The 16,975-nt window shown below is 69.8% G+C and carries 19 protein-coding genes, 2 pseudogenes and 1 riboswitch; of the genes and pseudogenes, 12 read left to right on the plus strand and 9 right to left on the minus strand.

Annotated features, from left to right (window positions below; translation table 11 throughout):
• Positions 1 to 212: 212 nt before the first annotated feature.
• Positions 213 to 443, minus strand: a complete 231-nt coding sequence (locus ACWC2B_RS19290) for a chaplin (RefSeq protein WP_450718044.1) — start codon at positions 441 to 443, stop codon at positions 213 to 215.
• 309 nt (positions 444 to 752) lie between these two features.
• Here ACWC2B_RS19290 and ACWC2B_RS19295 point away from each other — a divergent pair.
• Positions 753 to 951, plus strand: a pseudogene (locus ACWC2B_RS19295) (2-phosphosulfolactate phosphatase); the annotation flags it as partial.
• A 73-nt stretch (positions 952 to 1,024) separates the two neighbouring features.
• On the opposite strand, the pseudogene ACWC2B_RS19300 reads toward ACWC2B_RS19295, so the two are convergent.
• The 3 genes and pseudogenes from ACWC2B_RS19300 to ACWC2B_RS19310 form a co-directional block, all read right to left on the minus strand.
• Positions 1,025 to 1,273 (minus strand): annotated as a pseudogene (locus ACWC2B_RS19300) (bifunctional 5,10-methylene-tetrahydrofolate dehydrogenase/5,10-methylene-tetrahydrofolate cyclohydrolase); the annotation flags it as partial.
• A riboswitch (ZMP/ZTP riboswitch) is annotated at positions 1,244 to 1,334 on the minus strand. Its footprint overlaps the pseudogene before it by 30 nt.
• Before the next feature lie 38 nt (positions 1,335 to 1,372).
• Complete coding sequence (locus tag ACWC2B_RS19305; RefSeq protein ID WP_114034648.1) at positions 1,373 to 1,747, minus strand: toxin Doc; 375 nt, start codon at positions 1,745 to 1,747, stop codon at positions 1,373 to 1,375.
• On the minus strand, positions 1,747 to 1,986 hold the full coding sequence (locus ACWC2B_RS19310) for a hypothetical protein (protein ID WP_450718047.1): 240 nt from the start codon (positions 1,984 to 1,986) through the stop codon (positions 1,747 to 1,749). The genes ACWC2B_RS19305 and ACWC2B_RS19310 overlap by 1 nt, the downstream gene beginning before the upstream one ends.
• Before the next feature lie 200 nt (positions 1,987 to 2,186).
• Between ACWC2B_RS19310 and ACWC2B_RS19315 the strand changes: the two genes are divergently transcribed.
• Positions 2,187 to 2,693, plus strand: coding sequence for a carboxymuconolactone decarboxylase family protein (locus ACWC2B_RS19315; protein ID WP_450718049.1), 507 nt, complete (start codon positions 2,187 to 2,189; stop codon positions 2,691 to 2,693).
• Here ACWC2B_RS19315 and ACWC2B_RS19320 read toward each other — a convergent pair.
• The 3 genes from ACWC2B_RS19320 to ACWC2B_RS19330 all read right to left on the minus strand — a co-directional run bounded on the left by ACWC2B_RS19320 (position 2,674) and on the right by ACWC2B_RS19330 (position 5,363).
• Positions 2,674 to 3,207 carry a PPOX class F420-dependent oxidoreductase gene (locus ACWC2B_RS19320; protein WP_450718284.1) on the minus strand — a complete coding sequence of 178 codons (534 nt, stop codon included), beginning with the start codon at positions 3,205 to 3,207 and terminating at the stop codon, positions 2,674 to 2,676. The genes ACWC2B_RS19315 and ACWC2B_RS19320 overlap by 20 nt on opposite strands.
• Positions 3,208 to 3,287: 80 nt before the next feature.
• A complete protein-coding gene (locus ACWC2B_RS19325) occupies positions 3,288 to 4,775 on the minus strand; it encodes a DHA2 family efflux MFS transporter permease subunit (protein ID WP_450718051.1) in 1,488 nt (495 codons plus the stop codon).
• Positions 4,776 to 4,874: 99 nt separating this feature from the next.
• Positions 4,875 to 5,363 carry a MarR family winged helix-turn-helix transcriptional regulator gene (locus tag ACWC2B_RS19330; protein ID WP_450718053.1) on the minus strand — a complete coding sequence of 163 codons (489 nt, stop codon included), beginning with the start codon at positions 5,361 to 5,363 and terminating at the stop codon, positions 4,875 to 4,877.
• A gap of 176 nt (positions 5,364 to 5,539) precedes the next feature.
• On the opposite strand from ACWC2B_RS19330, the gene ACWC2B_RS19335 reads away from it, so the two are divergent.
• Positions 5,540 to 6,100: an N-acetyltransferase family protein gene (locus ACWC2B_RS19335; protein WP_450718055.1), complete on the plus strand. Its 561-nt coding sequence runs from the start codon at positions 5,540 to 5,542 to the stop codon at positions 6,098 to 6,100.
• Here the strand turns inward: ACWC2B_RS19335 and ACWC2B_RS19340 are convergent.
• Entirely contained in the window at positions 6,092 to 6,691 is a 600-nt protein-coding gene (locus ACWC2B_RS19340) for a TetR/AcrR family transcriptional regulator (RefSeq protein ID WP_450718057.1), read from the minus strand. The two genes, ACWC2B_RS19335 and ACWC2B_RS19340, sit on opposite strands and share 9 nt — an antisense overlap.
• Positions 6,692 to 6,786: 95 nt before the next feature.
• Here ACWC2B_RS19340 and ACWC2B_RS19345 point away from each other — a divergent pair, with 95 nt between their 5' ends.
• The 7 genes from ACWC2B_RS19345 to ACWC2B_RS19375 all read left to right on the plus strand — a co-directional run bounded on the left by ACWC2B_RS19345 (position 6,787) and on the right by ACWC2B_RS19375 (position 13,541).
• A complete protein-coding gene (locus ACWC2B_RS19345) occupies positions 6,787 to 7,506 on the plus strand; it encodes an SDR family NAD(P)-dependent oxidoreductase (protein WP_450718059.1) in 720 nt (239 codons plus the stop codon).
• Between the two features lie 131 nt (positions 7,507 to 7,637).
• Positions 7,638 to 8,117 carry a diadenosine tetraphosphate hydrolase gene (locus tag ACWC2B_RS19350; protein WP_450718061.1) on the plus strand — a complete coding sequence of 160 codons (480 nt, stop codon included), beginning with the start codon at positions 7,638 to 7,640 and terminating at the stop codon, positions 8,115 to 8,117.
• Between the two features lie 118 nt (positions 8,118 to 8,235).
• Entirely contained in the window at positions 8,236 to 8,892 is a 657-nt protein-coding gene (locus tag ACWC2B_RS19355; RefSeq protein WP_450718063.1) for a maleylpyruvate isomerase N-terminal domain-containing protein, read from the plus strand.
• 660 nt (positions 8,893 to 9,552) lie between these two features.
• Complete coding sequence (locus ACWC2B_RS19360; RefSeq protein ID WP_450718065.1) at positions 9,553 to 10,446, plus strand: HalD/BesD family halogenase; 894 nt, start codon at positions 9,553 to 9,555, stop codon at positions 10,444 to 10,446.
• Entirely contained in the window at positions 10,386 to 11,750 is a 1,365-nt protein-coding gene (locus tag ACWC2B_RS19365) for an APC family permease (protein WP_450718067.1), read from the plus strand. The genes ACWC2B_RS19360 and ACWC2B_RS19365 overlap by 61 nt, the downstream gene beginning before the upstream one ends.
• Positions 11,751 to 11,754: 4 nt before the next feature.
• Entirely contained in the window at positions 11,755 to 12,762 is a 1,008-nt protein-coding gene (locus ACWC2B_RS19370; RefSeq protein WP_450718069.1) for an ornithine carbamoyltransferase, read from the plus strand.
• On the plus strand, positions 12,759 to 13,541 hold the full coding sequence (locus tag ACWC2B_RS19375) for an SDR family NAD(P)-dependent oxidoreductase (RefSeq protein ID WP_450718071.1): 783 nt from the start codon (positions 12,759 to 12,761) through the stop codon (positions 13,539 to 13,541). The genes ACWC2B_RS19370 and ACWC2B_RS19375 overlap by 4 nt, the downstream gene beginning before the upstream one ends.
• Positions 13,542 to 13,625: 84 nt before the next feature.
• Here ACWC2B_RS19375 and ACWC2B_RS19380 read toward each other — a convergent pair whose 3' ends face one another.
• Positions 13,626 to 14,504, minus strand: coding sequence for an arylamine N-acetyltransferase family protein (locus ACWC2B_RS19380; RefSeq protein ID WP_450718073.1), 879 nt, complete (start codon positions 14,502 to 14,504; stop codon positions 13,626 to 13,628).
• Between the two features lie 167 nt (positions 14,505 to 14,671).
• Between ACWC2B_RS19380 and ACWC2B_RS19385 the strand changes: the two genes are divergently transcribed.
• Both ACWC2B_RS19385 and ACWC2B_RS19390 read left to right on the plus strand, forming a co-directional pair.
• Positions 14,672 to 15,316, plus strand: coding sequence for a hypothetical protein (locus tag ACWC2B_RS19385; RefSeq protein ID WP_450718075.1), 645 nt, complete (start codon positions 14,672 to 14,674; stop codon positions 15,314 to 15,316).
• Positions 15,317 to 15,613: 297 nt separating this feature from the next.
• Entirely contained in the window at positions 15,614 to 16,951 is a 1,338-nt protein-coding gene (locus ACWC2B_RS19390) for an efflux RND transporter periplasmic adaptor subunit (RefSeq protein ID WP_450718077.1), read from the plus strand.
• Positions 16,952 to 16,975 lie beyond the last annotated feature (24 nt).

The raw sequence follows: 16,975 nt of genomic DNA on the forward strand, positions 1-16,975 counted from the left end.
ACGGCGGCCCGGGCGCCGGCCGCCCTGTGTTCCGTACCTGTCCAGTACAGCCGGTCGGTAAGCTCACGCGGATGGGCGGGTCGGGGGCCACGCAATCCGATCTTTGCGACCTCTACGCCGACCCGACCGGCCCAGACCGAACCCATGCGGGTGCGGACGCTGCGCTGTGGTGCTGCCGAAGGAACGGAACAGCACCACAGCAGGTCAGCCTGTCAGTCGTTGACGCACGTGTTGCCGAACGTCGGATTCAGCAGCCCCACGATGTTGATGCTGTTGCCGCACGCGTTGACTGGGACGTGGATCGGAACCTGGATCACGTTGCCCGATACAACCCCCGGCGAGTTGACAGCGGCTCCTTGGGCTCCGTCATCAGCGATGGCAGGAGTAGCGAGGGCTCCGAGAAGGGCGGCGGTTCCGAGGAGGACAGCAGCGGTACGGCGCACTTGAACTCACTTTCATTTAACGGTGGTTGCTATGACTCGGCGGCTGGTTCGAGTCGCCGCATGGCTCCCCCGCCCCCATTCCATACATGCGCCGATCACCCGAACGAGGGGCGCCGAAACGATCCCCCACTCCTTAGGAGGTGATCCCCCCATACCCCGAAGACCCCGCCCCCCGTGCCCTGTCCCCGGGTGCCCCGAACCGACCAGACCCGGACGTGGCTCCGCCCCGATGCGTCAACGATCCGGAGAGCAGCAGGCCCAGGTAGAGCGGCCAGGAGACTTCCGCACGCACCCCACCCCGGCCCCCTGCATCCGGACTGGCTCGCGCTCAAGGACGGCGTGCGCCGTGTTTCGATGCCGTCAACTCCCCTGGATTTGTAAGGGAGATGACGCTCGCTGGCCGGACCGTGGTGCAGAAGACCACGGCCGGGACCATGGGCGCGCCGACGGTCGCCGACGGCTCGCTCGTGCTGGCGGCGGCTTCACCGTGGCGGAGGCAACGGCCCGGCACGCCGGGCTCTCGACGCGGCACAGGTCGACGTCGGCGACCCATCGGCCCCGCCGCCGGCCAGAACCGACGATCAGCTCACGCCCAGTTGACGCCCGGCCGCCTCCACCGTCTGAGCGAGGAGTACGGCGATGGTCATGGGCCCCACCCCGCCCGGTACCGGGGTGATCAAGGCGGCCCGGTCTCTGGCGGAGGTGAAATCCACGTCCCCGACGTTGCCCGGGTTGTACCCCGCATCGATCACCACCGCCCCAGGCTTGATGTCCGCGCCGGCGATGAAGCGGGGCCGTCCCACGGCCGCCACCAGGATGTCGCGCCATCGACAGAAGCGTCAGGCCGCTCCCCGGTGGTACTCCACCTCAGCGCCAGTCACGGCCCAACCCCAGGCCAACTCAGAGCAGTTCAGTCGGCCCCTCCCCCGTCAGATGCGCCACGCCCGGATGCGGTCCGCGGCCTGATACACGCTCACCTTCCCCGCCTGGATGTCGCGGACGAGATCCACCATCGCGCCGTACGGCGGATCGATGCCCTCACCCGAGGCGTACATGTAGGCGGCCGTCACCTGGCAGGCGTAGAGGCTGTTGCGGTGCGGCAGCGGTTGCAGGCGTACCAGGGTGTGCAGCAGAGCCGCCGCCCGCCAGGAGGGTTCGGGGTCGGCGGTGGCGGGGCGGGGGATGCGGGTCTTGTGGCGGGCGACCGCGGCGACCAGGGCCGAGTAGTCGGCGACGCTCACGTCTTCCGGGACAGCCTGCTCCTGGACGTCCAGGAGCCACGGGACGTCGATGTAGAGGACCATCAGGCGGCGTCCGCCCCCTCGCTGCGCGAGCTCGGCGGCGCCTCGTCGGGAAAGGCCTCGTCGAACTCGGCGCGCTGCTGCTCCCCCCAGGAGAGCGCGTACCGGACGAACTGCAGGCGCTGCTGTTCCCGCAGGGGCAGGTCGTGGACGTACTGCTTGAGCGATTTCCCGTCGGCGGCCGCGGCGGCCCGTACCGCTTCGAGTTCCTCGTCGGTGAAGGTGATGTTCAAGGACGGCATGACTCGATGGTACCTAGTTGGTACCTGCTCGGCTACGGGGCGGGACAAAGTGCCCGTTCTCCCAGGTCAGAGGACCATGCGGGCAGAACGCGGGCGGAACGCGGAAGGAATTTCCATCCGTCGGCCCGCCTCTTGTCACATTTCTCCGCCGCGATCTGTCAGAGCAGTGACAGCAACGCGAAAGCCTTGAGGAGATGGTCATGGAGACTCGCTCGATCACCACGGAAGTACCGATGGCTCCCCGGATGTCCGAGGACCCCGCACAGCTCGTCCCCGAGCTGGCGCAGGTGTCGGCTGCCCTGTTCAAGGTCACCGGCAACGGCTCGGTGCCCCGTGCCACCATCAGCCTCCTCCAACTGCGTGCGGGGCAGATCGTCGGCAGCACCTACCTGACCGTTCTGCACACCGGCTTCCTGCGCAAGGCCGGCGAGTCGGAGGAGCGGATCACATCGGTGGCGTCCTGGCAGGACTCGCCCTACTTCACGAGCGCCGAACGTGCCGCGCTGGCGCTCGTCGAGGCCGCGCTCCAGCCGGCCGCACACGGCGAGCGGGTCTCGGACGAGCTCTACGCCCAGGCCGCCGAACACTATGAGCCGAAGGCGCTGGCCACCTTGATGTTCGCCATCGGGCAGGTCAACTTCTTCATCGCGGTGGCCCTCATCGCCAAGCCGGTGCCCGGACGGTCCTTCACCGACCCCTGGAACTGAGAGCCTGTGCCGCAGCCTCGACCGGGTCCGCGCCAGGGATGTCGAGGGCCGTTCCGTACAGGCGCGAGACCGGGATCCGGATCACCACACGCCGGTCGGCGACCAACTGCTCAAGGAAGGCCGCCTCCTCGGCCGGGTCCTCGAACCCGGGGGTGAGCGCGAGGAGTTCGCGGCCGGTCGCGTCGCCGGGGACCTTCGCCTCCGGCGACACTTCGGCCTCGCCCTCGGCGACGGCGAACGACCAGACATCCGGGCCCGTGACGTGCAGAGCCACATGTGGATCGCGGCGCAGATGCCGGACTTTGAGACGGTCGGCCGTGGTGGAGATCCGGATGACGCGCTCTTCGGGGTTCCAGTGGTGGAGCACGGTCGACAGGTGAGGGTGCCCGCTGCCCTTGACGGTGGCGAGCACCCCGAACCGCTGCGCCTGGAGCAGCCGCGAGAGTGCCTCATCGGACAGGGCGCGGGGCAAGGGCCCGCTACCGGGCCGATCGGTCCCGGTCTCTTCCTGGATGGGAGTTGCGGCCGGGTTCTCGTACGTGTTCACGGTGCTGCCTTTCGGTGGGCGTGCGCGCGGTGGATAGGAGCGGAGGTTCAGACGGCGGTGAGGCTGGTGCCGTCCGGCGCGGCGTCGCGTGTCCGCGTCACGGTCGTACGCGGCTGCTGCCCGGGCCGGCGCAGCAGCACGGCCGCGACGACGAAAGCCGCCACGAGGAGCCCCGCACCGACGGCGAAGGCAAGGTGGTAGCCGCCGGTCAACGCCTCCGTCCGGCTTCTTCCGTGGGCGAGCAGGTTGTTGGTGCGGGACGCGGCCAGCGTGGAGAGCACCGCGACGCCGAGGGCCATGCCGATCTGCTGGGTCGTGTTGAAGAGGCCGGAGGCGAGCCCCGAGTCCTCCTCACCCGCGCCGGACATGCCGAGCGTGGTCAGCGCGGGCAGAGCGAGCCCGAAGCCGGCGGCGAGCAGCATCACCGGCAGGAGGTCGGTGACGTAGTCGGCATGCACGGGGACACGGGCGAGCAGTCCGAGAACACCGATCAGAAGCGCGATTCCCGTGAGCAGGACCGGGCGTTCGCCGAAGCGGGCGTTGAGGCGGGCGGAGACACCGAGGGAGACCGCGCCGATGATGCCCGCGGCGGGGAGCATGGCAAGACCGGTCCGGGTGGCGTCGTATGCGAGAACTCCCTGCAGGTAGAAGGCGACGAGGATCTGGAAGGAGAACAGCGCGGCCACCATGAGCATCTGGACCAGGTTGGCGCCCGAGACGTTCCGTGAGCGGAAGATCCGCAACGGCATGAGCGGGGTCCTGGCGGTGGCCTGCCGAACGAGGAACGCGGCGAGCAGAACGACGGCGAGCGCGCCCAGGCCGAGCGTATGCGCCGAAGTCCAGCCGTACTCACCGGCCTTGACGATGGTGTAGATCCCGAGCATCAGTCCTGTCGTGACGAGCAGCGCCCCGACGGCGTCGGCGCCGGCCTTCAGGCCGATGCCCCGGTCGGCGGGCAGCACGGGCAGGGCGAGTCCCAGGACGGCGAGCCCGAACGGCAGGTTGATGAAGAAGATCCAGTGCCAGCTCAGGGCATCGGTGAGTACTCCGCCGAGCACCTGCCCGATCGAGGCGCCGGCCGCGCCGGTGAAGCTGAACACGGCGATCGCCCTGGCGCGTTGCCCTGGTTCGGTGAACAGCGTCACGAGGATGCCAAGGCCGACGGCGGAGGCCATCGCGCTGCCTATGCCCTGGAGGAATCGGGCCACGATCAGCGCCGCGGGGGAGGTGGCCACGCCCGCGAGGAGCGAGGCCGCGGTGAATACCGCCGTGCCGGACAGGAACATCCGCTTGCGGCCCACGAGGTCGCCGAGCCGGCCGGAGAGCAGCAGCAGACCGCCGAACGCGATCAGATAGGCGTTGACGACCCAGCCGAGTCCCGTGGGGGTGAAGCCGAGGTCGTTCTGGATGGCCGGCATGGCCACGGTCACGATGCTGCCGTCGAGGACGACCATCAGCAGGCTCGTGGCGATGACTCCGAGGGCCAACCACTGCGAGCGGGGGGTTCTGGGATCAGGGGCGGAAGTGGCAAACATGCGATCTCTCCTGTCCGTTGGGCGACAGGAGAGACACTAACAGATGGTTTTGTTGCAGACTATTTGTTTCGGTCGAACTTCCTTCCCCTCCCCCTCGCTCTACTTCCCGCTCTGACGGGCGCGGCGAGCCGGACGGGGAGACTCCGCCGGAACCGCCAAGTGCCCTTCGGCGAGGCCGTTCAGGGCACGCAGGAGCGCCTCCCGGTCGCCTTCGGAGAGGCTGGCGAGGGCTTCCGCATGGACGCCGTCGACGATCTTCTGGCTCCGGCGCGCGACCCGGGCGCCCTCTTCGGTCACGGCGATGATGCGCGCCCGCCGGTCCGTACTGGACGGCCGGCGCTCGGCGAGGCCCGCCGCCTCCAGGGCGTCGACCGTCACCACCATCGTGGTCTTGTCCATGCCTCCGAGCTCGGCCAGCTGCGCCTGCGTCCGCTCCTCCCCCAGAGCATGGACCAGCACGCAGTGCATGCGCGCCGTCAGCCCGATCTCACCGAGGACGGCGGCCATGCGGGTGCGCAGGACGTGGCTGGTGTGGTCCAGAAGGAAGGAGAGGTCGGGGGCGGTGCGAGCGGGCGCCATGGCAGTCATGTCCATCAGGGTAGCAATTTCGATCCGTGACAGATCATCCGGAAGTGACTAATTCGGCGGCGGAGCGCCCTGAGGGCACCTGCCGGGTCGCGCGGCGCGCACACCCTCCCAGAGGCACACCGCAGGTGAACCATCCCCCGCGCGGGGTCGCCGGGGGCCGTTGAGATACTCCGGGCATGGATACGAGTACGGGGGCGGGCGGTTCGCGGCAGGCCCGGGCGCTGCCTGGGTATGGGGCGCGCCGTCCGGTGGAATGGGCGCTGCGGTCCGCGGTGCCGGCGGATGTCGAGCCGATCGTGGAGCTGCGGGCGGTGGCGATGCGTCCGGATCTGGTGCGGCTCGGACGGTTCGACGAGCATCGGGTCCGGCAGCGGTTCCGGGACGCCTTCGTCCCGCGGCACACGTCGATCATCCTGGCGCACGGCGCCTTCGCGGGCTGCGTCGCCGTGCGCCCGGCCGAGGACGGGCAGTGGCTGGAGCACTTCTATCTCGCGCCGGACCTTCAGGGGCAAGGGCTGGGGTCGGCCGTCCTGCGAAGAATGCTGGAGCGGGCCGACGCCGATGGCCTGGTCGTCCGCCTCAACGTCCTACGGGGCAGCGCCGCGCGACGCTTGTACGAGCGGCACGGATTCACCATGGAGACCGAGGACGCCGTCGACGTCTTCATGGTGCGACAGCCCGGAGCGGGCGCCCTCGGGAGGAGAACAGGCGCCCAGCCGAGCGGACACTCAGCTTGAGCAGGGCCTGAGCAGGTCCTCGACCAGGGTGTCCACCAAACCGCGGGGGATGCTCGAACCCGTCAGGGCGCAATAGACGATCGGGCCGACGAGAGCGTCCATCGTGGCGTCGGGACCGAACTTGGGCGAGACCTCGCCGGCGCCGATCGCGCACGCGAGCATGGCGCGCTCCTGGGTGCGGCGCGGACCGAGATAGCGCTTGTGGAAGCTCTCGGCCGTGCCGCGATCGTGCTGCGCCTGGGCGATGAGTGCGAGCAGGACCTTGCCGGCGGGGTCGCGGGTGAGGAACCGCGCGAAGCTCCGCAGGTAACCACGGATGCTCTCCGCCGTGACCTTCTCCGTCGGGACGGGAAGGTGTTTACCGCTGTCCTCGATGAGCGTGTCGAGAAGGATCTCCACCTTCGAGGGCCACCAGCGGTAGATCGTCTGCTTGGCGACGCCGGCACGCCGCGCGATGGCTTCGACGGTCAGGCCCCCGAAGCCGTGCTCGACGAGCAGGTCGTCCGCGGCATGAAGCACCGCCAGACGTGCGGCCTCGTCGCGCCGGGGGCCGGAGCGAGGCCTGGGGGGTTGAGAGCTCGTGGCGGGCATGCGGAACACAGTACCCGGCAACGATCTCCACGCCCTTGTCTAGACGCACCGTCCAGTCTAGGTTGAATGCACCCACCCACCGCGAAGGAGTACGTGTGTCCACCACACCCCACCGTCAAGCCCTGGTCGTCGGAGCCTCTCAAGGGCTGGGGCTCGTCCTTGCCGACGAGCTCGCCCGGCGCGGCTGGCGAGTCATCGCCACGACGCGCCGGGCCGGCGGCGAGCTGCGAGCACGCGCCGATGCCCGCAAGGGACAGCTGGAGATCGAATCGTTGGAGATGACCAGCTCCGAGCAACTGGCCGCTCTGCGCGAGCGTCTGGAAGGCCGCCCGGACGGGGGTCCGGAGGGCCGCCGACTCGATCTGCTCTTCGTCAACGCCGCGATCGACCGGGGCAACCTGCCCATCGGCGAGGTCCCGACCGACATGTTCACCGAGGTGATGGTCACCAACGCGTTGAGCCCGCTGCGCACACTTGAGGCCCTGCGCGGACTCGTCCCACCCGGCGGAACCGTCGCGGTCATGTCCTCCGAACAGGGCAGCATCTCGCGCAACACCGAGGACGGGTACGAGCTCTACAAGGCCAGCAAGGCCGCGCTCAACCAGCTGATGCGCAGTTACGCCACCCGCCATGCCGGCGACGGCCACACCAAGCTGCTCATCGACCCGGGCCACAACCGGACCCAACTCGGCGGCCCCGACGCGCCGTTGAGCCCCGCGGAGAGCATCCCGGCTGTCGTCGACGTCCTCGAAGCTCAGTCCGGAGCTCCCGGCCTGCAGTTCCTGGACCGCCATGGCGAGACCGTCCCGTGGTAGAGCTCCCGGCCAGGCGCGCCCGGTACGCCCGTCGTCCACGAGGTTGAGCAGCGTCGACCCGATGTCCGGCCGACCCCGGTTTCCCGGAGGGTGCCCGGCGCCCGCTGATCGCGCTCGCATAGGTTTCCGTCATGACGAGCGATTGGCGCAAGGACCGGATCGGAAGTGCCCTGCGCGGTGAAAACCCCACCGTGCTGAGGCGGTTGAGGGCAGGGTTCGCCGCGATCGGAGACGTGCAGTTCCTACCGGGCTACTCGGTTCTCCTGGTGGATGATCCCGAGGTGGAACGGCTGTCGGAGCTTCCGCGGGCGAAGCGATTGGCTTTCCTCTCCGACATGGACGCGCTCGGCGAAGCCGTCGAGCACGCCTGCCGTCGGCTCGACCCGGCGTTTCGTCGGGTGAACCTGGAGATCCTGGGCAACACCGACGGGTTCCTGCACGCTCATGTGTGGCCGCGCTTCGACTGGGAACCGGCCGACCTCGTCCGTATGCCGGTCTGGCTCTACCCCCACGAGAACTGGCGGGACAAGCGGCATGCCCTGGCGCCCCGGCACGACCCTCTGCGGGAGGAGATCGCCGAGGAGCTGGACAGGCTGACCGCGCAGAGCTGACGAGCAGGACCGACGAGGGGCGGCCGGGTCGGCACGTGAGCGTCGGCAGCAGCGCCCGGCCGCCCGCCCCGCTCACATGCGCTTGTCCGCCCTCCCCTCCCCGCACTACCTTGCCGATGTGGATCTCTTCTCGCGCTCCTGGACGGCATTGCGCACCGCGGTCGCCGGGCTCAGGGACCAGGACTTCGCGCAGCCGTCCGGCTGCGGCGGATGGCTTGTGCGCGACCTCGTGTGCCACCTCGTCATCGACGCGCAGGACGTCCTGATCACTCTCGTCACCCCCGCCGAGGGCGAACCGACCGTCGATGCGGTGACCTACTGGAGCGTTGGGGACCAACCCCCGACCGGCGACGACCCGCTCGACGCGCTGATCGTCCGGCTGGCCGCCGCGTACGAGGAGCCGGGGCTGCTCAAGTTCCACCTGGACGATGTCGGCTCCGCCGCGGGACGTGCCGCCGAACTCGCCGACCCCGGCGCGCGGGTCAGCACTCAGGACCAGGTCCTCACCGTGGGCGACTACCTCTCCGCGTACGTCCTGGAATGGACGCTGCACCACCTCGACCTGATCGCCCGTCTCCCCGACGTCGCGGGGCCGCCCGCCGAAGGCCTGGCCCGGTCCCGCACGATGCTGGAGGCGATCGCCGACGCCCCGTTCCCCGCCTCGTTCACCGACACGGACGCGTTGCTGATCGGTACCGGCCGCCGAGCACCCATTGATACGGAGAAGGCCGAACTCGGCCCGCTGGTCGCGAAGTTGCCGCTCGTACTCGGCTGATAAGCCACTCGGCGAGGGACGGCTCGCGGCACCTCCAGCATGCTCACACTGCGCCAAGTACAGGGCACCGGTCGCGGCCGGGACCTTCCCCCTTCCACGCGACGAATGGCTCAACCTCACCGCCTGACGCCACACATCGCGCAGGATAAGCGCCGGTTGGCTATCTTGTGGCCCAATTCCACTTGGCTGTCCGGAATTTCGCGACACAATGGATCCCCGTGTCAACGGCGCGGAGTGGCCATCCGTTCCCCCGGGCCGGCATCCCATGGGATCTGAGCCATCCCGGCCTGGCGCGAATACCCCCCGTCGCCCGCATGGCTCAAGTACGGCACTGTTCACTGGTAAGAGCCTGTGTCTGAACTCCGTCCGGATCAGACTGCGGCGTCTGGTGCGTGCGATCGCAAGGCGGCTGGAAGTCCTTGATGGGGGTCCCCCCTGGCCTTTAAGGCCTTGGGGGAGGAGCTACCAGGGCTTTCGGCCAACGCGGCATGGGGGTCCCCCCTGGCCCTTAAGGCCTTGGGGGAGTGCGTGCCAGACGCCGCAGGCCCGGGCGGGGTTCAGACACAGGCTCTAAATGACCAAAGGCCCCGGAAGCATGCGAGCCTTCGGGCCGGAACCTGATGGCGGCAGCGCCGGGAAGATCGGGGAACGGACATTGCCATGATCGAAGAAAGTGCAGCACGCGCCGACAGCGTCGTCGACGCGCTGGAACGCCACCTTGTCCACGAGGTGCCCCCACTCCGTATGCATCGGGCCCGTCGGGAATTCCTCACCCAGGGTTTCGTGAAGACCGGTTTCCTGGCTCCGTACGACGTCAAGAAGCTCGTAGCGGAGGAGACGGAATCGCTGATCAGCCGTCATGCCGTGCGGCGGGACGACGCGTTCGCCGAGACCGGTGGCACGCCGCGGCGGATGCACAACGTACGCCGTGCCGAGATCGCCGAGTACGGCCGGATCCTTCCGCGGCTGTATTCCTCCCCGGGGCTCAGGGAATCTCTGGCCGTCGTCGCGGGAGAGGAAGTTCTTGAATGCCCCTATCCTCCCGAGCAATTCGTCATTACCGAGCTCACACAGAGCGGCGACACCCACGGCTGGCATTGGGACGACTACAGTTTCGCCCTCGTGTGGGTGATCGACTGCCCGCCGGTGGAACAGGGCGGGTTCGTGCAGTGCGTACCGCGCACCGAGTGGGACAAGGAAAACCCCCAGCTGCACCGGCACTTCGTATCGCGGCCGATTCACTCCGTCGAACTCCGGCCGGGCGACCTCTATTTCCTGCGGTCCGACACCACCCTGCACCGGGTTTATCCGGTCACGGGCGGCAGGCGCCTCATCGTGAACATGGGTTATGCCGCGCGCCGTGATCTGGCCAAGTCCCTGTCCCACGAGACCATGGACGCATTGTGGGCGGACCCGGCGGATTCCGGCCCCACCGCTTTCGACCCGGCAGCTCGGGACACAGCCTCCCGCGGAACGGAACAGGAGAGTTCCCAGTGGCGGCCAACGTCCTGCGGCGGCACATCACAGTCCCCGGGCTCGTCGTCCACTACCTGACCTCCGTTCTCGGCGTCGGTCTGCTGGTCATTCCGGTGCTCGCCTGGACCACGGCGGGGCCGCTGTCGCTGCTTGCCTGGGGCATTCTGATCCTGTACAGCTACCCGTTCGCGCTCGTCTTCGCCAAGCTCTCGACGCTGCACCCGACGAGCAAGGGCGTCGCGCAGTTCGTCGAGGTGGCCTTCGGCAGACGGGCGGGCCGGGTCGCCGCGCTCTACCTCCTGATGACGCTGCTCCTGGCCAACCCCGTACTCGGTCTCATCGCCGGACGCTACCTCCTGGCCGCGCTCGCCCCGGGCGGCTCCAACCGGGCCTCGCTCGCGGCGGGGGCCGTGGTCATCCTCGGTTGCATCGCGCTGAACCTGCTCGGCGTCAAGGTCAGCGGGCGCGTGCAGCTCGCCGTGCTCGTGGTCGTCACCGGCGTGCTCTGCGCCATCATCGTCCTGGCGCTCCCCCAAGGCAGTCCGGCGCAGCTCAGCCCGTTCGCCCCGCACGGCTGGGGCGTGCTCGGCGATTGCCTGCTGATCTGCTTCTTCGGCTTCATCGGGTGGGAGAACGCCGCCCCCATCGCCGAAGAGGTACGCGATCCCGGGCGCACCTTCCCCCGCGGCATCCTGTGCGCCGTCTGCGTCGTGGGGGTCCTGTACTTCGCCATGGCGCTGACCGTCGCCCTCACGCTGCCATCGGACCGGAACACCGAGGAGGGACTCACCGGATTCACCCGGCTGTTGAGGACGGCCACCGGTGCCGACCACAGCACCGTCGGCTACCTGGTGGCGTCCGTCCTGCTCGTGCTCACCACCAACGCCTGGTGCCTGGGGACCTCCAGGGTCGTCTTCGCGCTGGCCCGCGAAGGGATCATCCCCCGTGGTCTGAGCCGGATCTCGCCCCGCACCGGCACACCGTCACGGGCGGTGCTCGCCCTGGTCCCGGGCTACAGCCTCACCCTCGGCCTCCTCGCGGCGACCGACTCCAACGAGTCGGTGCTCATCAAGGCGTCCTCCGCCGCCTACCTCCTCGTCTTCCTCCTCGCTTTCCTGTCCGCCGTACGTCTCGTACGGACCGGCCCGATGCGCTGGACGAACTACCTGGTCACCGCCGTGACCGTGGTGATGCTGCCCTTCATGGGCCTCAGCATCGGCTATGCGGCCGCCATGTTCAGCGCGGCGGTGCTCGCCGAGCGGTGGCCGGCCCGCCGCGAGCGGTCCGGGCCTCGCGCGGCGACCGCACTCCCGTCTTCTCACGAACTTCCCGCCACCGCACCGCACCACCACCATCCAGAGCACGACCAACGAGAGAGGTGACGCCTTGCTCGGCCGCCACATACTCGGAATGACCGACTTCTCCGCCGACGAGTTACGCACTCTGCTCGCCCTCGCCGAACGTATGAAGCGCCGCGAGGACACCCACCCCTACCTCACCGGAACGGACCTCGGGCTCCTGTTCCACGTGCCGTCCACCCGAACCCGGGTCTCCTTCCAGGTGGCCGCCGCCCAACTCGGCGGGCGCAGCTACACCTACGGCCCGGAGGAGCTGCGCCTCGCCAACAACGAGACCATCGAGGACACGGCCGGAGTGCTGAGCCGCTATCTCAGCGCCCTGGTGGTCCGCTGGTACGACATGGCCGACTACGGCGCGGGGCACCGCCGGCTGCACACCATGGCCGAGCACTCCTCCATCCCGATCATCAACGCCCTGGACGACGAGGAGCACCCCTGTCAGGTCCTCGCCGATCTGCTGACCCTGCGCGAACGGTTCGGCGACGGGCTGCCGCGGCGGCGGGTCGTCTACACCTGGGCGTACTCCTCCCGCCAGAAGACGCCGGGTGTTCTGCACTCCTCGCTCCTCGCCGCGGCCCTGCTCGGCCATCACGTCACGTTCGCGCACCCGCCCGGCTTCGACCTCGACGAGCGGTACGTCAAGGAGGCGCACGCGCTGGCGGCCTCGTCCGGGGCGCGGCTCGACTTCTGCGAGGACATGGAGGAGGCGGTGCGGGGCGCGGACGCGGTGTACGTACAGAGCTGGAAGTCCCTCCAGTTGACCGGGCAGCACGAATGGCAGGCGCGGACCCGGCTCGCCGACCGGTGGCGGGTGACCGAGCCGCTCATGGCGCTTGCCGCGCCGGGCGCGCCGTTCCTGGACTGCATGCCGAGCAACCGGGGCGAGGAGATGGACGCCGAGGTCAAGGACGGGCCCCGCTCGCTGATCTTCGACCAGGCCGAGAACCGCCTGCACGCCCAGAAGGCGCTGCTCGCCATGGTGCTCGGCACCTCCGCGCCGGGGGCGAGCGCGTCCGGCGAGGGGAGCCCGCGATGAAGGAGCCGGAGAGTGCGGGTGGCCCGGAGGCGGACCGCGTCGTGCTCGTCACCGGGGGCGCCGGCGGGATCGGATCGGCCGTCTGCCGACGCCTCGCCGACCATCGCACCGCGCTCGCCGTGGCGGACCGCGACGTCGAGTCCGCCCGGGAGATCGCCCTGGAGGTGCGGTCGGCGGGCGGCCGTGCCGAGCCGTTCGGCTGCGACCTGTCCCGGCCCGAGGAGGTCGAGGCCCTGGTCGAAGCCGTCGTGGCACGCTTCGGCGCGCTGCACGGCGTGTGTACGGTCGCGGGCAGCATCCGGCGGGGTGACATCACGGAGCTGACCCCGGCCGACTGGCGGGCCACCTTCGAGGACAACCTGGACTCGGTCTTCCTGACCTGCCGGACCGCGATTCCCCATCTCGCGAAGGCGGGCGGGGGCTCGATCGTCACCGTCGCCTCGGGCTGGGGCCTGCGGGCGGGTCGGCGGGCCGCCGCCTACTGTGCGGCCAAGGCGGGCGTGGTGATGCTGACCCGGGCCATGGCCCTGGACCACGCGTCGGCGGGCATCCGAGCCAACTGCGTGGCGCCGGGAGACGTACGGACCTCCATGCTCGAACGCGAAGCACGCCAACTCGGCCGCCCGCTGGCCGAGTTCTACGAGGAGGCGGCCGACCGTCCGCTGGGGCGGGTCGGCGAGCCGCGGGAGATCGCCGACGCCGTGCGCTTCCTGCTCGGCGAGGAATCGTCGTTCGTGACCGGAGCGGTTCTGACGGTGGACGGCGGGGGCACGCTGTAGCCGTCCACCGCTGCGAGCGAAGGAGCGGCCGCCCGCGGGCAGTGCGGCCGCCACCCCTCGAACTCGCCTCAGGTTTCCGGGAGTTCAGCGCAGCTTGGGCAGCAGCAGCTCGATGTCCTGGGCGGACAGTTCGATCCCGAAGACGTCGGCGAGGACCTTGGGCACCTCGTTCGCCTCCAGCTCCCGCGACTCCGGCGGGCCCGGCACCCCCGGCCGTACGGTGGTGAGCCGGCGGTTGTCCAGGATGTGCACGCGGTCGGGGTGCAGGCGCTGCACGAAGACGCGGTCGCTGAAGGCCGAGTTGGGGCTGGAGGCGCCGAAGTGGTTGGCGACCTGGAGGTCGACGGGGTACTGCCGGTGGAGGGTGAAGGTGTGCCTCACCATCCACCCGTCGCTGGTCTTCTCGACCCCCTCGCGCTGGCCCGCGGGCTGGTAGAGCGCCCACCCCTGTTCGCCCGGTGAGACCTCCTGGCGCCGCAGCCGGTACTCCCACACCCCGTCCGACACGTCCGTCGCGTCGGTCAGCTCGATGAGCTCCAGCGGGCTCGATCCGAAGCCGACGTCGCTCAGCCAGCGCCTGCCCTCCAGCTCGACGATCGCCATGGCGTGCGTCTCGGGCCTGATCTTGGCCGACCCCAACTGCACCCGGCCCTGTACCACGAAGAACGGGAAGCCGAGGCGTTCCAGGGCCGCCGCGTACAGGGTGACGTGCTCGAAGCAGGTGCCGCCGCGCGGATTGCCGATCATCTTGGCCTGGACGGAGGGGACGTCGAGCGGGCGGCTCTTGCGGAGCACCGCCTCCAGGTTCTCCCAGCGTACGGAGAGCACATGCGCCCGGTGCAGCGCGCGCAACGTCGCCAGGGAGGGGCTGCGGTCCCCCTCGTAACCGAGGTGCGCCAGATAGGCATCGAGATCGAGGGCGTCGCCGTTCCACATACGGAGCGTCTCCTTGTGTGTCGTCATGCCAAATGGCTGGTCATGTATGCCCTTTCAAGCGATCTTCCTCGCGGAGCTATTCCGTCCCGGCCCTCGGTCCTTGGTCCGGGGCCTCCGGTCCTAGGTCCGGGTCCGATGCGGTCACAGCGGCGTGTGCGAGACTTCCGGCCACTTCGTGAAGGGCGGGCGGGGCGATGAACGGCGGGAAGAAGGGTGGCCGGAGGCATCAGCCGGCCGCGGCGATACGCGGGCTCGGCCCGCGGGCCATGGCGGTGGCGTGGGCCGTGATCATCCTCGTGGCCACGGTGAGCACCCTCGGCCCGGCGCTGCTCGACCTCGGCGTGGGGATCGTCTTCGGGCTCATCGTTCTGATCACGCTCTACGCATGGGTGCTGCGCCGGATCGTGTACGGCAGCCGAGCCGTACCGCGCTGGGCCAAGGCGGCCTACTGGGTCGGCGGCGCCCTGATGGTCGTCGGCGGGGTGCACGCGCCGGACGCCTTCCTGGCCCTCACCGGCGAGCAGGGCACGGCCACCATCGCGTACGCCGACAAGGAGACCGGGTCGCACGGCACGCAGTACACCCAGTGCTGGGTCGACCTGCCGGACGGCAACACCGAGCAACTCCCCAGGACCGGGCCCTGCCCCGGGCCCCGTGGCACGCATCGGACCGTCGTCTACTCTCCGGGCGGCGTCGTCGGCCCGGTCCTCGCGGCCAGGGGCGACCTGATGTGGTGGTGGGCGGCGGGCTTCCAGCTCGCGGGGATCGGACTGCTGGCCACCACGGCGGTGCTGACCGTCCGCGACCCCGTCCTGGAGCGGCGGTTGTGGCGTCGTTGACAGGGCGAGCCGGCCACACCAGGGAGGGGAAGCCCGGCGCGGCCGATCTCGCACGTTCAGCGTGCACCTCAATTCCGGTACTGCCAAGGGGTGTTGACGACAATGCGTAGTGGAAATACTTCGATTTGGGAGCCCGGTGGGGCACTCTGAAGGGTGAGGCGCGTGTGACCACGGACCGTGACCGGCCTCGGGTGCCCGAACGGCCCACAACTCGTGATCATTCATCAAAACGCCTGGTCCACAAGCTTGGCCAGGGGGTCATGGCGGACGAGGGGAAGCGCTGACAGGCTCCCGGGTATGAAGGTCCTTCCGCGGCTGCATAAAGCCGTCCTGTTGAACTCGGCGCTCGGTGTAGTGCTCATCGCGGCCGTGGGCGGCGCTTACGCGGTGGTGGTGAACTCCGACAGCTCCTCGCCCAAGCGCACGGACACCCGTACGGCCGCCGTCTCCACGGGGAAGGTGCAGGCGACCGTCTCCGGGGCCGGGTTGCTGACCTCGCCGAGCGACGCCGGGGTCAACTTCACCACCGGTGGGCAGCTGACCAAGGTCGAGGTCAAGCCGGGTGACAAGGTCACCAAGGGCCAGGAGCTCGCGAAGGTCGACGACACCGCGGCGCGCCAGGCGCTCGCCCAGGCCAAGACGTCGCTGGTGGCCGCCAAGGCGAACCTCGCCAAGGTGCAGGAGGGGCAGCCGGCCAGCCCGCCGGCCAGTTCCGGCGCCACCCCGCCGGGTGGTGCGAGCCACCCCGCGACACCGCCCTCCTCCCCCTCACCCACCCCCACCAAGACGCCCTCGCCCACCCCGCCCGCCTCAACGAGTCCCACCCCCACGCCGCTGACCGGTGCCGTCGCCGAACTGTCCGTGCGGAACGCCGCGTTCGTCGACGTGGTTCCCGTCGCCAACCCGTCCGTCGATCCCAACGCGCTCATTCAGGCCCAGGCGCAGGTGTCCCAGGCGCAGAGCGCGGTGGACACGGCGCAGCGCACGCTCGACGGGACCGTACTGACCGCGCCGGTCGACGGCACGGTCGCCTCGGTGGGCGCCACGGTCGGCCAGACGGTGATCGGCACGACCTACACCGCGGGCGCGGGCGCCGCTCCGGGTACGGCACCGGCTCCCGGCACCACGGCCGGCACCGGGACGGGCGGCGCCCCGGCCGCGCCGAGCGGTTTCATCGTCCTCACCAACCCCACCGGGATGCAGGTGAAGGCCAACGTCTCGGAGGCCGACTCGCTCCGGCTCAAGCCCGGCCAGTCGGCCACGGTCACCCTGACCGCCCAGTCCACCACCGTCCTCAACGCGAGGGTCCTGTCGGTCAGCACGCTCGCCGTGAACGGCGCCGGCACCGCCGCGCAGTACCCCGTGACGCTCGACATCATGGGCCCCACCAAGGACCTCCACACCGGGCAGGGCGTCAGCGTCCAGATCGTCGCGGGCGAGGCGTCCGACGCCCTGTTCGTGCCGACGGCGGCATTGAGCGGCACCGGCACCCAGCGCACGGTCACCGTGGTCGCGGCGGACGGGACGGCACACTCCGCACCGGTGACGGTGGGCGTCGAGAGCGACACCAACACCCAGATCACCAGCGGTCTGACGCAGGGTCAGAAAGTGCGGATCACCACCGTCGCACCGTAAGACCATGGTGACGCCACGAGCGGG

The sequence above is a fragment of the Streptomyces sp. NPDC001415 genome (genome assembly GCF_053597395.1).